A 15686-nucleotide genomic window follows, 5' to 3' on the forward strand; every position below is an offset into this window, starting at 1 on the left:
CTCTCATCTCCTGATCAACAGCGCGATCTGGTAGGAGCCGATCCCCACGCCGAACAAGACCAGGTACGGCGTGTCGATGACGTCGGCGGCGGCGGCGAGCGTCACCGCCGCGGAGGCGACGGTGAGGTTGCCGTAGTCGCTCAGCGTGTCGTGGTAGCGGGCCGGACGCAGGCGATCCCGCCAGTGCTCCAGTAGAACGTCGGAGGCCTGGTGGCCGATCACGGTCACCTCCCCGGCGTCGATCCTGTGACGCCCGAGCAGCCTCCGGATCAGGTCCGGCGGCCCGTCCATCCCCGTGGACCGGAACGCCCCCACCCCCGCGTCGGGCTCGATGCGGTAGACGGGCCGGACAGCGTCATCGGCGTCCCGGCGGACGGCCATCGTCATCGCGCCGTACTCGGCGCTGCGCGTCTCGTGGATCCAGTCGACGATCACCATCCGTTCCGACCGGCGGAGCACGGCCGCGCCCGCGCCGTCCCCGATCATCCCCGCGTGCGGGTTGCGGGCGTCCACGTGACGGCTCCAGCTCGCCCCGACGCTCACCAGCGTGTGGGTGAAACGCCCGGCCCGCATGGACTCCCAGGAGAGCGCGAGCGCCATGACGAAGGTGCCGAACTCGCAGTTGATCGGCACCACGAGCGCGTGGCTCCCCAGTCCCAGGTCACGGTGCACGCGGAACAGCCCGTTCGGGCTCAGGAACTCGGACACCGTTATGTATCCGTACAGGCTGTCGATCTCGTCCGCGCGGACACCGGCCTCCTTCAGGGCCCCGCGGCACGCCGACACCGCGAGATCCTCGATCGCCTCGCCGCCCGCCAGGACCCGGCGGCTGCGGGCCCCGCTGAACAGCCCGCTCTCGGCCGAGGGCCCGCTCCCGGTGGAGACCGCCTCCGCGACCGTCGGCGGCAGGGCCGATCCCAGTCCCGCGATGCCGATGCCGGCACGCGCCTCCCCGGCCATCACGCGTCCCCCGCCACCGCGGTGAACCGCTCACCGTAGGGGGGACTCACCCGGTAGTCGGTCTTGACCACGACCACCTGGGGCCGCGACCACCTGGCCGCCGCCGACCTGGCCTCGCCCATCGCCTCCCGCAGGGCTTCGGCCTCCTCGACGACGTAGGCGTCGGCGCCGAGCGCGCGGGAGAACTGGGCGAGATCCACCACCCCCAGGCCGTAGAAGTCGTCCTCCAGGGAGAAACGTCCACCGTTCTGCGCGTGCTCCCCGTGGTTCACCATCCCCAGGTAGCCGTCGTCGAGGACGACGAAGATCGCGCCCACCCGGTTCTTGGCGGCGGTCCTGACCTCGTTGCCGTTCATCAGGAACGCGCCGTCGCCCACGAGCGCGGTCGCGACACGGCCGCCGTCACCGATCTTCCCGCCGACGGTCGCGCCGCACGACCAGCCCATCGACGACAGGCCGCACGGGTAGAAGATGCGGGTCGGCGGGTCGATCACCAGATGGTGCGTGGCCCATGCCGTGCAGTTGCCCATGTCGATGTACAGGTCGTCCTGACCGGTGAGCAGGTCGTTGAGGGCGAGCATCACCGCCACCGGCGACACGCCCGCCCCGCTGTCGCGGGGGAGCGGCACCGGCGTCGGCCGCGAGGAGGGGGGCGAGAGCGTGGGTGCCTGCTTCACCTCGCCCAGCCCGGGCAGCTCACGGCGCAGACCACGCAGGAAGACCTCCGCGTCGGCCTGAATGTGCTCGCCGCCCTTGAGGAACTGACCGAAGACCGTGGGATCCAGGTCGACGTGGAAGTACGACGAGACGGCCGCGAGTTTGCGGTCGAAGCTCCTGGTCGCCCATTCCCCCAGGCCGCTGCCGATCACCAGGAGGGCGTCGACCCCCGCCGCGGCGTAGCCCGCCGCCCGCTCGGTGCCCGCCGTCCCCAGCACGCCGAGGCAGCGGTCGTCGCTCTCGGGGAAGATACCCTTGGCGCGCACGCTGGTCACGACGTGAACCCCCAGCGTGTGGACGATTTCCCGGAATGACGACTGGTTCGAGCGCAGCGCCTGCCGCGCTCCGTTCCCCAGGAAGATCAGGGGACGTCGTGCCTGCGAGAGCGCCCCGAGGACGCGCCGCGCCTCGGCGGGGTCGAGTTCCATGCCGGGCCGCCGGACCATCACGGCGGCCTTCTCGTCCCCGACCGGCATCCGGGCGATGTCCGCGGGAACCGACAGGTACACGGCGCAGGGACGGGGGCCGGTCGCGACGTTGATCGCCTGGGAGAGGATGCGGGGAAAGGAGCCCGGGTCGCTCAGGCCGGTGGAGAACCCGGAGACGTGGGAGTACATCGCGGTCATGTTGGTGCCGAGATCGCTGCTGTCCTGGAGCGCCCTGAGGCCGAAGAGATCCGTCCGGACCTGACCGCCCACCACCAGCAGCGGAACCTGGTCGCGGTGAGCGGAGGCGACCCCGGTCAGCGCGTTGAGGGCGCCAGGGCCCGCGGTGACCAGGCACACGCCCAGCTTTCCCGTCGATCGCGCGTACCCGTCCGCCATAAAGGCGGCTCCTCCCTCGTGAGAGGCGATGATGAATTTGATTTTCGGATGTTCTCGCAGAGCCTGTATGAACGCGGAGATGTTTCCGCCGGGAATGCCGAAAACCGCGTCCACCCCTAGGGCGTCGAGCTGCTCAAGGAGAAACTCGGCCACGGTCAGTTCGCTTACCGAGCTTGTCCTGGTGTTCAACACAACTGTTCCCCTGGAAACGAAGAAGTGGGACATCTAACGGGACAACGTGACATCTAACGACATGGTCATCATCCGTTCGCCCGCTGGGCGTCACTCTCCAGGTGGATGCCGGGTCACCCGCGCGGGGGAGGCGGATGCTCTCGCCAGAGGGCGGAAGTCCGTTTTTCCAGGTCAAATTCATGGTGCGGGAATGGTGGCGCGGAGGGGGGCGCCCGCCGTCGGGGTGACGAACGCCTGGCACACTCGAAGTTTTCAGAAACATAGAATTAACAAACAAAGTGTTTCTCGGTTGAATGGCTCCGTTTTGTGAAATCCGGAGACACGAATCGTGGAAACGACCGAGACCGGTGACCTGACGCGCGAGGCCCGTTCCCGTCGCGGCGGCCACAGCGGCCACCACCTCGCGGGAGGGGCCTTCCCCGGCGCCCGTCCGGCGCGGCAGCTCTTCCCGTACGGGCCGCCGAATCGGGGTCGCGACGCGGGACGGTTCCGGTGTGGTTCCGGCTCCGGCACGGAACCGCGCCCGTCCGCGGCACGGTGGCGGAAGGCGTACCCGGGGCGGATGTTGCGGAAGGGGGCATGGGACACTTGTCAGGACGACGGGGCGCGGTGTTGACATCGCCGCCCGTCGGCCCGGGGCGATCATGTCCCGTGCCGCGCCTCCTGCCGCCGTCACCGCCGCACAGAGCGAGCGGAGACCCGCGGAGAAGTCTCTCGTGGATCATCCCCCTGTCATGCCCGGCGCCTCCGTGCGGTCCGAGGCCCTTCCTTCTTCCTCACCCCTGTCCGAGTCCCCTGTCTCGGCCTCGCCTCCAGCCCCCGCTCCCCGGCTCGGGAGGATCTTCGTCGCCCTGCTGCTGGTCACCTTCCTGTCCGCGCTGGACCAGACGATCGTCGCCACGGCCCTGCCCGCCATCGTCGGAGAGCTCGGCGGCCTGGAACACATGTCGTGGGTCGTGGCGGCCTACGCGCTCGCCACGGCGGTCGCGATGCCGGTCTTCGGGAAGCTCGGCGACGCCCTGGGGCGCAAGTCGCTGCTGCTCGGGTCGATCGTCGTCTTCCTGGTGGCGTCGGCGCTGTGCGGCGCGGCCCAGGACATCGTCCAGCTCGTCCTGGCTCGCGCCCTGCAGGGGCTCGGCGCCGCGGGACTGATGATCCTGTCGCAGGCCGTGGTCGCCGACCTGGTCCCGCCGCGCGACCGGGGCAGATTCCTCGGCCCGCTGGGCTCGGTCTTCGGCGTCGCCACGGTGGTCAGCCCGCTCATCGGCGGGACGCTCACCGACGGCGCCGGATGGCGCTGGATCTTCTGGATCAACCTGCCGCTCGGCATCGTGGCGCTCGTCCTCGCCGCCACCTCGCTGCGGCTGCCGAAGCGGCGGCTGTCGGCCCCCCTCGACGTGACGGGCACCGCGCTGATGGCCGTCACGACGACCGCGCTCGTCCTGATCGGCACCTGGGGTGGCACGCTCCACGGCTGGACGTCCCCGACGATCCTGGGCCTGGGCGCGTTCACACTGGTGGGAACGTTCCTGTTCGTGCTCGCCGAGCGCCGTGCGGCCGACCCGCTCATCCCGCTCGGCCTCCTCGCCGACCGCACGGTCCTGGTCGCCGGCGGACTGAGCCTCGTGGTCGGCGCCGGACTGTTCAGCGTGGTCAGCTACGTGCCGTCGTACGTCCAGATGGTGTACTCGATGGGTGCCACCGCGGCGGGCCTGTTCCTGGTGCCGCTGACGCTCGGCCTGCTCGCGGCGAACATCGGCACCGGTCTCCTGATCAGCAGGTTCGGGCGCTACAAGATCTACCCGATCGTCGGCACCGCCCTCGCGGCCGCCTCGATGCTGCTGCTCGGGTCGATGACCACGCAGACGCCCTCGTGGCTGCTGGCCGCCTACCTGGTGCTGCTCGGCCTCGGGGTCGGCTGCTTCATGCAGGTCTCGATCACCGCGGTGCAGATCGCGGTGCCCCAGTCCTCGGTCGGCACCGCCACCTCGACGGTCGTCTTCGTAAGGGAGATCGGCGTGACGGTCGGGGCGGCGGTGATCGGCTCGGTGTTCGCCAACCGGGTCGCAGCCGGGCTCGGCCCCGTGCTCGGCGGGGCCGGTGACCCGCACCGCCTGACGCCCGAGGCCGCCGCCGCGCTGCCTCCAGCCGCCCGCGCGCTCGTCGCCGGGGCCTACGCCGACGGGCTGGTGCCGATGTTCCTGTGGCTGGCGGTGGTGTTCGGGGCGGGCCTGGTGCTGGCGCTGCTGCTCAGGGAACGCCCGCTCACCGCATCATCCGGCACGGCCGCCGGGGGGAGTCCTCCGTGACAGCCTGGGCGGCGACCGCGTTTCGAGCGACAGAGCCTGTCCCGGCCCGCCGCCTCAGGGAGGCGTGCCGTCACCTGAGGCGGCCACGCCGGGCCGGGTGAGGCGTTCGGGATCGACGACCTTGTCGTAGAGGGCCTGGCTGACGCCGGACTTGAGAGCGGCCTCCTTGAGCGTGAGGTCCTCGTCGAGCGCTCGGTGGGCGATCCGCGCGGCCTCGTCATAGCCGATGATCGGGCTGAGCGCGGTCACCATCATCACGGACCGGTCGACGTCGTCCTTCAGCCTGGCGGTGTCGAGCTGAGCGCCCTCAATGAGGTAGACGCGGAAGTGGTCCATCATGTCGGACAGGATCCGTACCGAGTGCAGGACGTTGTTGATGATGACAGGGCGGAAGGCGTTGAGCTCGAAGTTGCCCTCCGCACCCGCCATCGAGACCGCGCTGTCGTTGCCGACCACCTGGATGGCGACCATCAGCATCGCCTCCGCCTGGGTCGGATTGACCTTGCCCGGCATGATCGAGGACCCCGGTTCGTTGGACGGCAGGATCAGCTCGTGCAGGCCGGCCCGGGGCCCCGATCCCAGCCAGCGCATGTCGTTGGCGAACTTGAACAGCGACACCGCCAGGGCGCGCACCGCCGCCGAGACCCGGACCAGCGCGTCGCACGAGGCCTGGGCGGCGAACTTGTTGGGGGCGCTGACGAAGGGGTAGCCGGTGAGATCGGCGATCTGGGCGGCGACCTCGTCCCCGAACCCCGGTGGCGCGTTCAGCCCGGTGCCGACCGCCGTGCCGCCGATCGCCAGCCGGTACAGCCCGGTGAGGGTGTGTTCGAGATGGTCGGCGGCGTCCTGGATCTGGACGAGGTAGCCCGACCACTCCTGGCCGACCGTCAGCGGGGTGGCATCCTCCAGATGGGTGCGGCCGATCTTGACCACGTGCTCCCACTGGAGGCTCTTGGCCGCGGTGGCGTCGCGCAGCCGCGTCAGCGCCGGCAGCAACCGGCCGTCGATCGCCCGCACCGCGGCGATGTGCATGGCGGTGACGAACGTGTCGTTGGACGACTGTCCCATGTTCACGTGGTCGTTCGGATGCACGGGATCCTTGCCGCCGAGCGGACGGCCGATGAGTTGGAGAGCCCGGTTGGAGATCACCTCGTTGACGTTCATGTTCGACTGCGTGCCGGAGCCGGTCTGCCAGACGTACAGCGGGAACTCGCTGTCCAGGTCACCGTGGACGATCTCGTCGGAGACCCGGCTGATCAGGTCGGCCTTCCACCGGGGCAGCCGGCCGGCGCGGCCGTTGACGATCGCCGCGGCCTTCTTGACGAAACCGTAGGCGTGGTAGACGGCCTTGGGCATCAGGTCGTCGCCGATGGCGAAGTGGATCAGCGACCGCTGGGTCTGCGCGCCCCAGTAGTGGTCGGCCGGCACCTGGATCTCGCCGATCGAGTCGCTCTCGGTACGGGTGCCGGAGGCCTCCAGGCCGATCGGCAGGTCCAGGATCCGCGGCGCGCTCTCGTCCTCCCGGTGCTGACCGGCCATCGTCATGTCCCCCGAACCGGTCGGTACCGCGGCTGCCACATCGCGTTCTGGACCTGCTGGATGGTGTCCCGCAGGTCGGCGCGGGCCAGGTCCTCCTTGGCCGCCTGCTCCGCGACCGCGACCGCGACCGTGGCCGAGACCTCTCTCAGGTTGTCCACCTGGGGCAGCAGGGAGGCGCCCGGGGTCGAGACGTCCACCATGCCGCCGACCGCCTCGGCGGCTGCCTGGAGCATGCCGTCGCTGACCCGCCGCGCTCGCGACACGACCGCGCCCAGTCCCAGCCCCGGGTAGAGCAGGGCGTTGTTGGCCTGGGCGATGACGTAGGTGACACCGTGGTGGGTGATGGGGGCGACCGGGATGCCGGTGGCGATCAGGGCGCGGCCGTCGGTCCACCGGATCAGGTCGGCCGGCATCGCCTCGATCCGCTCGGTCGGGTTGGAGATCGGGAAGATGATCGGCCTGTCGACACCGGCGGCCATGGCTCGAACGATCTTTTCGGTGAAGGCGCCGTGCTTGGTGGAGGTGCCGAGCAGCATGGTCGGCTTGACGCGGCCGACGACCTCGTCGAGGTCGATCTCGTCCCTCTCCCCGCTCCAGTCGGCGACCTCGGAGGCCGGCCGGGCGTAGGGGGACTGGAAGTCGCGCAGGTCTGACATGTCGTCGATCAGCAGGCCCTGCTTGTCGACCGCCCAGATCCGGCGGGTGGCCGTCTGGCGGTCCAGGCCGTCGCGGACCATCGCGTCACGCAACTGATCGGCGATCCCGATGCCGGCCGTACCGGCGCCGAAGACGACGATCCGCTGCTCGCGCATCGGTGTACCGGAGACGCGGACGGCGCCCAGCATGGCCGCGAGCACGATCGCGCCGGTGCCCTGCATGTCGTCGTTGAAGGTGGGGATCCGGCCGGTGTACCTCTCCAGGATGCGCCGGGCGTTGGACGGCCCGAAATCCTCCCAGTGCAGCATCGCGCCGGGGAACAGGCGGGTGGCCGCCGAGACGTAGGCGTCGATGAAGTTGTCGTAGCGTTCCCCCCGCACCCGCGAGTGCCGGTTGCCCACGTAGAACGGGTCGTTGAGCAACCCCTCGTTGTCGGTGCCGACGTCCAGCGCGACGGGGATGACCCGGGCGGGGTCGATCCCGGCGGCGGCGGTGTAGACGGCCAGCTTGCCGACGGCGATGCCGGCCCCGCCGCCCACCCCCCAGTCCCCGATGCCCAGGATCTCCTCCGCGTCGGAGGCGACGATCAGGTCGACGTCGTCGGCTCCCATGCCGAGGTTCTGGAAAGCCCGCTCGATGCCGTCCACGTCGTCGACGGACAGGTAGACGCCCCGGGGCCGGCGGTACTCGTGGCTGTAGGTCCTGATCGCCTGCGCGATCGTCGGGTCGTACACGATCGGCAGCATCTCCCGCAGGTGATCGGCCAGGAGCCGGTAGAAGAGCACCTCGTCACGGTCCTGCAGTGCCGACAGGTAGACGTTCTTGCGCAGGCCGGTCGGTTGCGCCCGGTACTGCGCGTACGCGCGGCGCGCCTGCTCGTCGAGTGTCTCGACAGCCGAGGGGAGCAGCCCCTCCAGGCCCAGCTCCGCGCGCTCCTGCTCGCTGAACGCCGTTCCCTTGTTCAGCAGCGAGTTGTTCAGTATCTCCAGCCCGCGCAGCGTGGTGACGTAGCCCCCGCCGGGGTTCTCCGTGAAGCCGCGGTGCGCGCTCCTCGGCTGTTCGGCCCTGCCGGACTCCTTCGCCATCCCCATCACCCGCACATCTCTGACCCGGGACGCACCCGCCGCCCCTCAGGCGATCGGCAGCCGATCTGTCCATGTGGGGCCTCCCCGCTGCACGATCCGTGCACGCCAAAGGGAAAATAAATTACTTTTGCAACGACGGCCTTGCAGGACTCGGCGATCTTGTCGTGGCGGGGCGACACCTCAGGATCGACATTCCGGCAGGGGTGCACAACGCGCGGCCGGCGTGTCGGCCCAAGGCTCGCCGTACCACTTCCTTTACCGTGGCGTGGGCCCTGCCCTGCCTGTGCCTCCCGTTCGGATGATGCCTTGACCTCGGGTAAAACATCGCGGGAGCCGCGTCGACCGGTCCTTACTTCAGGTAGACAGTAAGAAAAGCTCCCGGTCCGGCCCATGTCGTCGGCTGGTTTCCGCCCGGTGTCCGGCCGGGGCATCGAATGATCAATCGGAAGTCGATCCGTCATGAGTGCACACGTTCACGTCCGTCTCGACCACGGCCTGACCATGAACGAAAAGAGCGAGCTGGTCGAGCTGACGCGCTGCCAGTGTGGCGCCGTATGGAGCACGACCCACTGGGCCGGGGACGGCGACCTGGAGTGATCGCCGGGCGGCGGTGGCCGGGGACCGCGTGCTCTTCTCCCTGCAGCTGCGCGCGATCGGCGTCGGCCGCAGTGATCGCGTGCAGCTTCTGGGCCAGGCCCAGGGCGGCCCATTCCCTGAGGCGACGGCGGATAGTGGCGGCCGAGCAGTGCGCGCTGGCGGCGCGTTCGTCACCGTCCGCGCACCCATCCGCCGAGCAAGACCCCGCTACCGCTGGGATGCCCAACCCACATCACGCCGACTACGGGCGCGTTCGGGCCTGATCCTCCACCAGGGCGGCGAAACCGTCGAGATGGCGTGCAAGGCTGTACTCGAACAATCCGTCCACGTCCGACACCGTTTCCTCGGAAACCGCGGCCAGCAGCGGAAATCGTCCGGAGCGGAGGAGTTCGTCGGCCCGCTTTCGCTGTGTCAGCCACCACCGGTCGAGCGTCATACCGGTCTCCTGCTCGGCTTCGATCTCATCCGCCGTGGACAGCGCAACGGTGTGGACCAGTGCGTGCAGTGTGAGCGCCTCGCGAATCCGTGTCGTCATGGGCAGTCCAAGCCCGTCGAGTGCGCGCAGGGTCCACTCGGTGTGCGCCATCATGTTGGGCACCAGCAACGGTCGCGTGAACGAGATGGCCCTGGGCAGCCAGAGGTGTCGCCGGCACAGCTCCCATTGCCGGCGGGAGATCAGTTCGAGCTTGGCTCGCCACCCCTCCGGCCCCGGGATGGGGAGCTCCAGTTCGCCGAAGACCTTGTCGGCCATCTGCGTCACCAGTTCGTCCTTGTTCGTCACGTGCCGGTACAGCGACATCGGACCGACGCCGAGCTCGGAGGCGAGTCGCCGCATGGATACGGCGTCGAGTCCCTCGGCGTCGGCGATCGCGATGGCGGTGCGGAGAGCCTGCTTCCGGTTCAGTGCCTGCTTGGGGACGTCGGCTCGCCGCGGTCTCAGGGGAGTGGTCAGGCCGGCCGGCTGCTTCTGGCCCAGGGGGCTGACCACCGTGCCGGCGCCGACCTTCGTTTCGACCAGCCCTTCGTCGCGGAGAGTGGCCATCACTCTGGTCGCGGTCGCGACCGCGACCCCGCATCGCTGGGCGATCTCCCGGATGGAAGGCACCCGGTCGCCGGGCCGCAGGTCGCCGGTCAGGATCCGGGCACGGATCTCCGTGACGATCTGCCGGTATGGCGGTTCCGGTCGCGGCGTTGACGACGGCATAGAGTCCCCGATCTCTTGGTGAGGTTGCTATCCGCCAAGAGTGTACTAGTTCAATCTCTCTCAGTACTAGTTCACTTTAACTCGCTAAATTCTCGAGATATATTCACTTCCGGGACCGTTTCAATACGCTGTACCCATGACAGTTGATACGCCGTACGCATCCGTGTGGCGAGCGGATGACGCAGACCAGCAGGCGGTGTTGGACGTCCTGACCGAGGCGTTCATGAACGATCCACTGGTCTGTTGGCTCTTCCCCGAGATGGGCCAACGAGGTCGTCTCCAGGCGCACTTCTACCGCCCCCTGCTCACCCATCCCGCCGCCGAGGCGTACCTGGCCGGCCGTCGCGAGGGCGCCTCGGTATGGCTGACGCTGGCCGCAGGTCAGACGCCCTATGCGGAGCACCCGGACGCGCCCGAGGCGGGCCAGGAGACGGCCTTCGGTGAGAACGGTGCACGATTGCTGGCCCTGGGCCAGGCACTGGCCCCACGGCACCCCGATCGCGAACCGCACCTCTACCTCCCCTGCATGGGGGTGATCAGCGGGCGGCAGGGCACCGGACTCGGCTCGGCGATGCTGCGGCACCGGCTGGAGCGAGCGGACGCCGACGGGCTCGCCGCGTATCTGGAGGCGAGTTCGTCCCGGAGTCGCGCCCTCTACCAGCGGCACGGATTCGAGGATCTCGGCGAGCCGGTTCGCGTGGCGGACAGCCCGCCCCTGTGGCCGATGTGGCGCCCACCGCACCGTTGACCGCCAACTCACACCACCCGTCCAACAGACAAAAGGAGAGAACATCAATGACAACGAACCGCGACGCCGATCGGCGACCGCCGACCCTGGTGTTCATCCACGGCACCAACTCCTCGTCGGCCTGGGCTTCGGGGCTGACCAGCGAGCTCGCCCTGCGCGGGCACCGGTGCGTGGCCGTCGACCTTCCGGGACACGGCCGCGAGGCGTTCTACCCCCGTTCGTACCAGGCCCCGCAGGACCTCGAGGCACTGGCAACCGAACCTTCGCCGCTCGCCAAGATCACCATCGACGACTATGTCGAGCGCGTTGTGGACGTGGTGCGCCGCGCCCGCCGCCACGGGCCCGTGATCCTGGTCGGCATGAGCCAGGGCGGCGTCACCGTGAGCAGAGTCGGCAACGCCATCCCCGAACTGCTCGAACGGGTTGTCTACGTCGCGGCGTACTGCTGCGTGGACCTGCCGAACCTGGCCGCTTATCTCGAAACGCCGGAGAACAGTGACAGCCTGCTCCCCCAAGTGACCGCGGCCATGGTCGCCGATCCAGCGGTCCTGGGGGTGAGCCGGCTCAACTGGCGCTCGGCCGACCCGGCGGTGTTCCAAGGCGTCAAGGATGCCCTTGCCGGAGATTTCACCGACGAAGGGGTCAGTCGGCTGCTCAACATGCTCGAACCGGACGAGACCGCCGGCATTCCCCTGGCCGAAGCCCGGGGCGAGGCACACACCTGGGGCCGGATTCCCCGGACGTACGTGCGTCTCACCCTCGACCGGCTTATCCCGCCAGCGCTGCAGGACCGATTCATCAAAGAGGCCGACCGCCTCACTCCGAACAACCCGACCGACGTGCGAAGCGTCGCGGCACCCCATGTCGGCCCGCTCGACCGGCCTGAACTGGTGGAGATCTTCTCGGAACTCGCCAGCCGCTGACCCGGCGCGGCATGCTCCAGGAAAAGTTGCGTTATAGCTGGTGAGCAGGAGTTCTGGCGAGGCGGAGTGGGTCCGGTGTGCTGGACTCCGCCACCCGGCCGCCTCGTCTTCCGCGTCTTCGCCACCGCGTCGGCCCGCGGGGGCTAGAGCGGATGCCACTCCAACCAGTCGCATCGCCCGGCCGTGGTCTCGCAGGTGTAGAACAGCCTGACCTCGGACCCGGCGAACGTTCTTGGTCAGTGCTGGGCGGGCGGGGTCGCGCGACGTATCGGCCGCCGAGTATCTTGAGAGGTGGCGACCGTCCGCGCCCAACCTCCGGCGACCCGCCCCAGCCGGGTCACCCGACGGAGGCAAAGGGAGGCCCACCTCTCGGCCGAGGCACCATTCGTCGATCGTGCGCCCGCCGCAGCGATTGCTGGGGGATCCGCGGACGGGACGCGGGAGACGATCATGACCAAGCAGGCCGGCTTCAAACGGCACGTGCGCGCCCGGATGGCCAAGACCGGCGAGTCGTACGCGACCGCCCGCAGCAGGCTCCTCGCCAAGCATCCGGGGACGACGCCGGACGACTTCCCGGTCGACTGGATGCCCGAGGCGCTGCACATCAGCAACGGCGACGCCACCGACGTGCCGGGGACCGGGCTCGCGCGGCGCGTGGTCTACTGGCGCGATCTCCTACACGAGGGGCCGGTGCCCGAGGTAGCGCCGGCCCAGCTGCGCCGGATCAGGGTCGACTACCTCACCGGCTACGAGAGCGTCGAGCGCGCCGAGGCGATGCGCCAGTTCACCGAGCGGGACCGGGCCCTGGGGGCCAACCGCGACGGGGAGTACGTGCTGTGGTTCGAGGCGGACCTGTACGACCAGTTGCAGATCGCCGAGATCCTCGCCCGCCTGGCTGATCTGGGCGTTCCCTCCGAGCGCATCACTTTGATCTGCATAGGCGAACACGCGGGCATCGCCCGCTTCGGCGGCCTCGGGGAGCTGACCGCCGAGCAGTTGCGTGAGCTGTCGCACACGAACGCATGTGCGCGGCTGACCCCGGCGGCGCTCGAACTGGCCGTCCGCGCGTGGGCGGCCTTCCGCGCGCCCACTCCCGAGGGCCTGGGCTCCATCGCCTCCGCGCGGCTGGGCGAGCTGCGCTTCCTGGGCGAGGCATTCGACCGACTCAGCCGGGAGTATCCGGCGACGCGGGACGGTCTGTCGCTGACCGAGCGGCGGGTGCTGGCCGCCGTCGCCGACGGCGCCTCCGATGCCGGGATGGCCTTCGTGAGGGCCGGGGCGCGGGAGACGCGGCCGTACATGGGGGACATCACGTGCTTCGGCCGGATGGACCGGATGGCAGCGGGGCCACACCCGCTGCTCCGTCTCGACCCGCCTGGCCGCCCCGTGGAGCGGACGACGGGCGTGTGCCTGACCGACACCGGGGCGCGAGTGCTGGCCGGAGAGGCCGACCAGATCGCCCTCAACGGCATCGACCGGTGGATCGGCGGCGTGCATCTGCAGGGCCACTACGTGCCGTGGCGCTGGGACGACGGCACCGAAACCATCGTCCACCTCCCCGACAAAGCATAGAAGCCCAAGGTCGGCAGCCGGCGTTCACCGGGTTACGCGCCGTTCGGAACTTGTCAAGCTCGATATCCGCAGGTCGGCCGGCAGCGCGGCGACGTGCCGCTGTCGGCACGCAAGGGCAAGGTGCGCGTCCGCGCTGGTTGACCTTGTCCCTGGGACAGGGGTGGACGCTGACCGTGTGAACCGGATCCTCTTCCTCTATCTCACCGCGGAAGCCTTGTCGCTGCTGGGTAACTCGCTGATCGCCGTCGCGCTGCCGTTGCTGGCGCTGGAACGCCTGGGCAGCGTGAGCGCCGCGGGCACGGTGTCGCTCGTGGCCGCGTTGCCCATCGTGGCCGGAGGGCTCGTGGGCGGCCTCATCGTCGACAGGGTCAGCCGGCGGACGTCCGCGATCGTCGGCGATGTGCTGTCGGCTCTCGCGGTGGCCGCGCTTCCGCTCGTCGACCTGCTCTGGGGCCTGGACCTCGGCTGGTTCAGCCTTCTGGGCGTCCTCGGCGCCCTGGCGGACATCCCGGGGATGACGGCCAGGGAGGCGATGGTGTCCGAGGTCGCCCGCTTGAGCGGTACCGGCCTGGAACGGGTGATGGGCCTTCGCGAGGGCATCGGCGCCTCGATGATCATCATCGGGCCCGGTGCCGCCGGGCTCGCGATGTCGGTCGCGCCACCGGTGGTGGTGCTGTGGGGCATCGCGGTGATCTCCCTCGTCTCGGCGATCTGCGGCGCACTGCTTCCGCGCGAGGTCGGTGCGAGACCGGCCGGGCTGCGCCGGGTCGACGGGCTCCGGGACGTCTTCGGCGAGTTGCGTGCGGGATTCGCCGTCATCGGAGGGAGCCGCCGGCTGGTGACGGTGACCCTGTTCATCACCGCGTGCGCCGTCGTTCTCGCCTCCTTCCAGGGCATCGTCATGCCCGTTTACTTCACCCAGGCGGGCACGCCCGGCCTGCTCGGCACGGTCCTCGTCGCGATCGCCGTCGGCATGATCGCCGGTGCGGGACTGTACGCGGCGACCGGCGGCGACACCCGTCGCAGGCTCTGGGCGATGGGCGCCCTCGTCCTCCTCGCCGCCGGCGTCCTGATCCTCGCCACCTTGGCCTCCTACCCGGTCGTCCTGCTCGGCTCGGTCGTCACGGGCGCCGGGCTGGGCGTCCTCAACTCCGTGCTCGGCGTGATCACCCAGGAGGCGATTCCCGAGCATGCCCGCGGCCGTGTCTTCAGCGTGCAGAACATGTCCTCCTCACTCGCCGGCCCCGTCGCCGTCTTCGTCACGGGAATGATCATCGATCTCTTCACCCTCACCACTGCCTCGCTTACCCTGGGGCTGCTCTGGGTGACCGCGACCGCGCTCATCGCGACGACGGCCACGTTCCGCAAGCTCGACGAGGGAGCATCCGCCCCGCAAGAAAGGACCGCCGGACATGCTGACGATCGGTGACCTCGCCCGGCACTGCGGGACCACTCCCAAGGCGATCCGCCTCTACCACCGCAAAGGGCTCCTGCCCGAGCCCGAACGCGCCGCCAACGGGTACCGCCTCTACGGTGCGGGCGCGCTTATCCGCTTGCAGCGCATCCGCGGCATGCGCGACCTCGGTCTCCCGCTGAGCCGGATCAGGGATCTTCTCGACGGGCAGGCGGCCGGCTTGCGCGAGGCCCTCGGCGAACTGCGCTCCGAACTCGACGAGCAGGCGGCGCTCATCGCCCGCAAACGGTCTGCGCTCGATCAGCTGCTGCGGGACAACCGAGACCCCGAACTGCCCGCCGGGCTCGGCGCTGCCCTCGCCACGCTTGAGGCGGCAGGGCTACCCGCCGCGGTCCTGAACCGCGACAAAGAGGACATCCTTCTCGTGATCGCCCTGGCCGACGACCCCGCCGCGACGACCGCGCAGCTCACGACCATGTACGAGACCTTGACCGCCGCCCCGAACCTGTTCCGCTACGTGGAACTGTCACACCGCTTCGCAGCCCTCGCGGACGGCGGGCACGATCCGGCTGAACTCGACCGGCTCGCGCGCGACTACACCGATTTCGTGCTCGCCGCCCTTCCCGGCCTCGACCGAGCGGACGCCCTCTCCGACAGCGGGACGGACTTCCACGAGATCACTGGCGAGCACGACGAGAGCACCCTCGGCTCGGCGCAGTTCGCCGTGCTCACCGCCGTTCAGGAGAATCTCGCCGCCCACCTGATCCCGGCGTCCCCCGGAGGGGATGGTCGCCACGGCCAGGCAGCCGGGTGGCCAACCACCGGACAGGCGGCTTCGGGCTCCGTCACAGCCGGTTGACGTGAAGCACCTCGCTCACCCGACCGCCGTTCCCGCCGGTTGCGCCCCGAACGGCGCGACCGGGGTCTCGTCATCGGCCACATGCC

12 protein-coding genes are annotated in these 15686 nt (G+C 69.7%); 7 read left to right on the plus strand and 5 right to left on the minus strand.

All coding sequences use genetic code 11. From position 1 onward, the window contains the following. Positions 1 to 3: 3 nt before the first annotated feature. Together ACWD3H_RS17140 and ACWD3H_RS17145 are read right to left on the minus strand one after the other, a co-directional pair. Positions 4 to 960: a hypothetical protein gene (locus tag ACWD3H_RS17140; RefSeq protein WP_451955639.1), complete on the minus strand. Its 957-nt coding sequence runs from the start codon at positions 958 to 960 to the stop codon at positions 4 to 6. Then, positions 960 to 2726: a thiamine pyrophosphate-binding protein gene (locus ACWD3H_RS17145; RefSeq protein WP_451955640.1), complete on the minus strand. Its 1767-nt coding sequence runs from the start codon at positions 2724 to 2726 to the stop codon at positions 960 to 962. Before ACWD3H_RS17145 ends, ACWD3H_RS17140 begins: the two co-directional genes overlap by 1 nt. 683 nt (positions 2727 to 3409) lie before the next feature. Here ACWD3H_RS17145 and ACWD3H_RS17150 point away from each other — a divergent pair. Continuing rightward, complete coding sequence (locus tag ACWD3H_RS17150; protein ID WP_451955641.1) at positions 3410 to 5002, plus strand: MDR family MFS transporter; 1593 nt, start codon at positions 3410 to 3412, stop codon at positions 5000 to 5002. Positions 5003 to 5056: 54 nt separating this feature from the next. Here the strand turns inward: ACWD3H_RS17150 and ACWD3H_RS17155 are convergent, their stop codons facing one another. Then, positions 5057 to 6541 (minus strand): class II fumarate hydratase, encoded by a 1485-nt coding sequence (locus tag ACWD3H_RS17155; protein ID WP_355551363.1) that lies wholly within the window; start codon positions 6539 to 6541, stop codon positions 5057 to 5059. A gap of 2 nt (positions 6542 to 6543) precedes the next feature. Next, entirely contained in the window at positions 6544 to 8283 is a 1740-nt protein-coding gene (locus tag ACWD3H_RS17160; protein WP_451955642.1) for an NAD-dependent malic enzyme, read from the minus strand. Positions 8284 to 8742: 459 nt separating this feature from the next. On the opposite strand from ACWD3H_RS17160, the gene ACWD3H_RS17165 reads away from it, so the two are divergent. Then, positions 8743 to 8880 (plus strand): hypothetical protein, encoded by a 138-nt coding sequence (locus ACWD3H_RS17165; RefSeq protein ID WP_355615746.1) that lies wholly within the window; start codon positions 8743 to 8745, stop codon positions 8878 to 8880. 241 nt (positions 8881 to 9121) lie between these two features. Here the strand turns inward: ACWD3H_RS17165 and ACWD3H_RS17170 are convergent, their stop codons facing one another. Beyond that, positions 9122 to 10084 (minus strand): GntR family transcriptional regulator, encoded by a 963-nt coding sequence (locus tag ACWD3H_RS17170; RefSeq protein ID WP_350916580.1) that lies wholly within the window; start codon positions 10082 to 10084, stop codon positions 9122 to 9124. A 136-nt stretch (positions 10085 to 10220) separates the two neighbouring features. On the opposite strand from ACWD3H_RS17170, the gene ACWD3H_RS17175 reads away from it, so the two are divergent. From ACWD3H_RS17175 to ACWD3H_RS17195, 5 genes are all read left to right on the plus strand, one after another. Beyond that, positions 10221 to 10832: a GNAT family N-acetyltransferase gene (locus tag ACWD3H_RS17175; protein WP_350916583.1), complete on the plus strand. Its 612-nt coding sequence runs from the start codon at positions 10221 to 10223 to the stop codon at positions 10830 to 10832. Then, positions 10802 to 11755 carry an alpha/beta fold hydrolase gene (locus tag ACWD3H_RS17180; protein ID WP_451955643.1) on the plus strand — a complete coding sequence of 318 codons (954 nt, stop codon included), beginning with the start codon at positions 10802 to 10804 and terminating at the stop codon, positions 11753 to 11755. Before ACWD3H_RS17175 ends, ACWD3H_RS17180 begins: the two co-directional genes overlap by 31 nt. A gap of 450 nt (positions 11756 to 12205) precedes the next feature. Next, on the plus strand, positions 12206 to 13327 hold the full coding sequence (locus tag ACWD3H_RS17185; protein ID WP_451955644.1) for a hypothetical protein: 1122 nt from the start codon (positions 12206 to 12208) through the stop codon (positions 13325 to 13327). Positions 13328 to 13502: 175 nt separating this feature from the next. Next, the gene (locus ACWD3H_RS17190; protein ID WP_451955645.1) at positions 13503 to 14756 is read left to right on the plus strand and encodes an MFS transporter; all 1254 of its coding nucleotides are present in this window, start codon (positions 13503 to 13505) and stop codon (positions 14754 to 14756) included. Next, the gene (locus ACWD3H_RS17195) at positions 14740 to 15600 is read left to right on the plus strand and encodes a MerR family transcriptional regulator (RefSeq protein WP_451955646.1); all 861 of its coding nucleotides are present in this window, start codon (positions 14740 to 14742) and stop codon (positions 15598 to 15600) included. The genes ACWD3H_RS17190 and ACWD3H_RS17195 overlap by 17 nt, the downstream gene beginning before the upstream one ends. Positions 15601 to 15686: the final 86 nt, after the last annotated feature.

This window comes from Streptosporangium sp. NPDC002607, from assembly GCF_053592655.1.

What these genes read in the sequence shown, in the direction of transcription:
- ACWD3H_RS17140 (WP_451955639.1), bottom strand. Translation starts at nt 960, where the DNA reads ATGGCCGGGGAGGCGCGTGCCGGCATCGGCATCGCGGGACTGGGATCG.
- ACWD3H_RS17145 (WP_451955640.1), bottom strand. Translation starts at nt 2,726, where the DNA reads ATGTCCCACTTCTTCGTTTCCAGGGGAACAGTTGTGTTGAACACCAGG.
- ACWD3H_RS17155 (WP_355551363.1), bottom strand. Translation starts at nt 6,541, where the DNA reads ATGGCCGGTCAGCACCGGGAGGACGAGAGCGCGCCGCGGATCCTGGAC.
- ACWD3H_RS17160 (WP_451955642.1), bottom strand. Translation starts at nt 8,283, where the DNA reads ATGGCGAAGGAGTCCGGCAGGGCCGAACAGCCGAGGAGCGCGCACCGC.
- ACWD3H_RS17165 (WP_355615746.1), top strand. Translation starts at nt 8,743, where the DNA reads ATGAGTGCACACGTTCACGTCCGTCTCGACCACGGCCTGACCATGAAC.
- ACWD3H_RS17170 (WP_350916580.1), bottom strand. Translation starts at nt 10,084, where the DNA reads ATGCCGTCGTCAACGCCGCGACCGGAACCGCCATACCGGCAGATCGTC.
- ACWD3H_RS17175 (WP_350916583.1), top strand. Translation starts at nt 10,221, where the DNA reads ATGACAGTTGATACGCCGTACGCATCCGTGTGGCGAGCGGATGACGCA.
- ACWD3H_RS17185 (WP_451955644.1), top strand. Translation starts at nt 12,206, where the DNA reads ATGACCAAGCAGGCCGGCTTCAAACGGCACGTGCGCGCCCGGATGGCC.
- ACWD3H_RS17195 (WP_451955646.1), top strand. Translation starts at nt 14,740, where the DNA reads ATGCTGACGATCGGTGACCTCGCCCGGCACTGCGGGACCACTCCCAAG.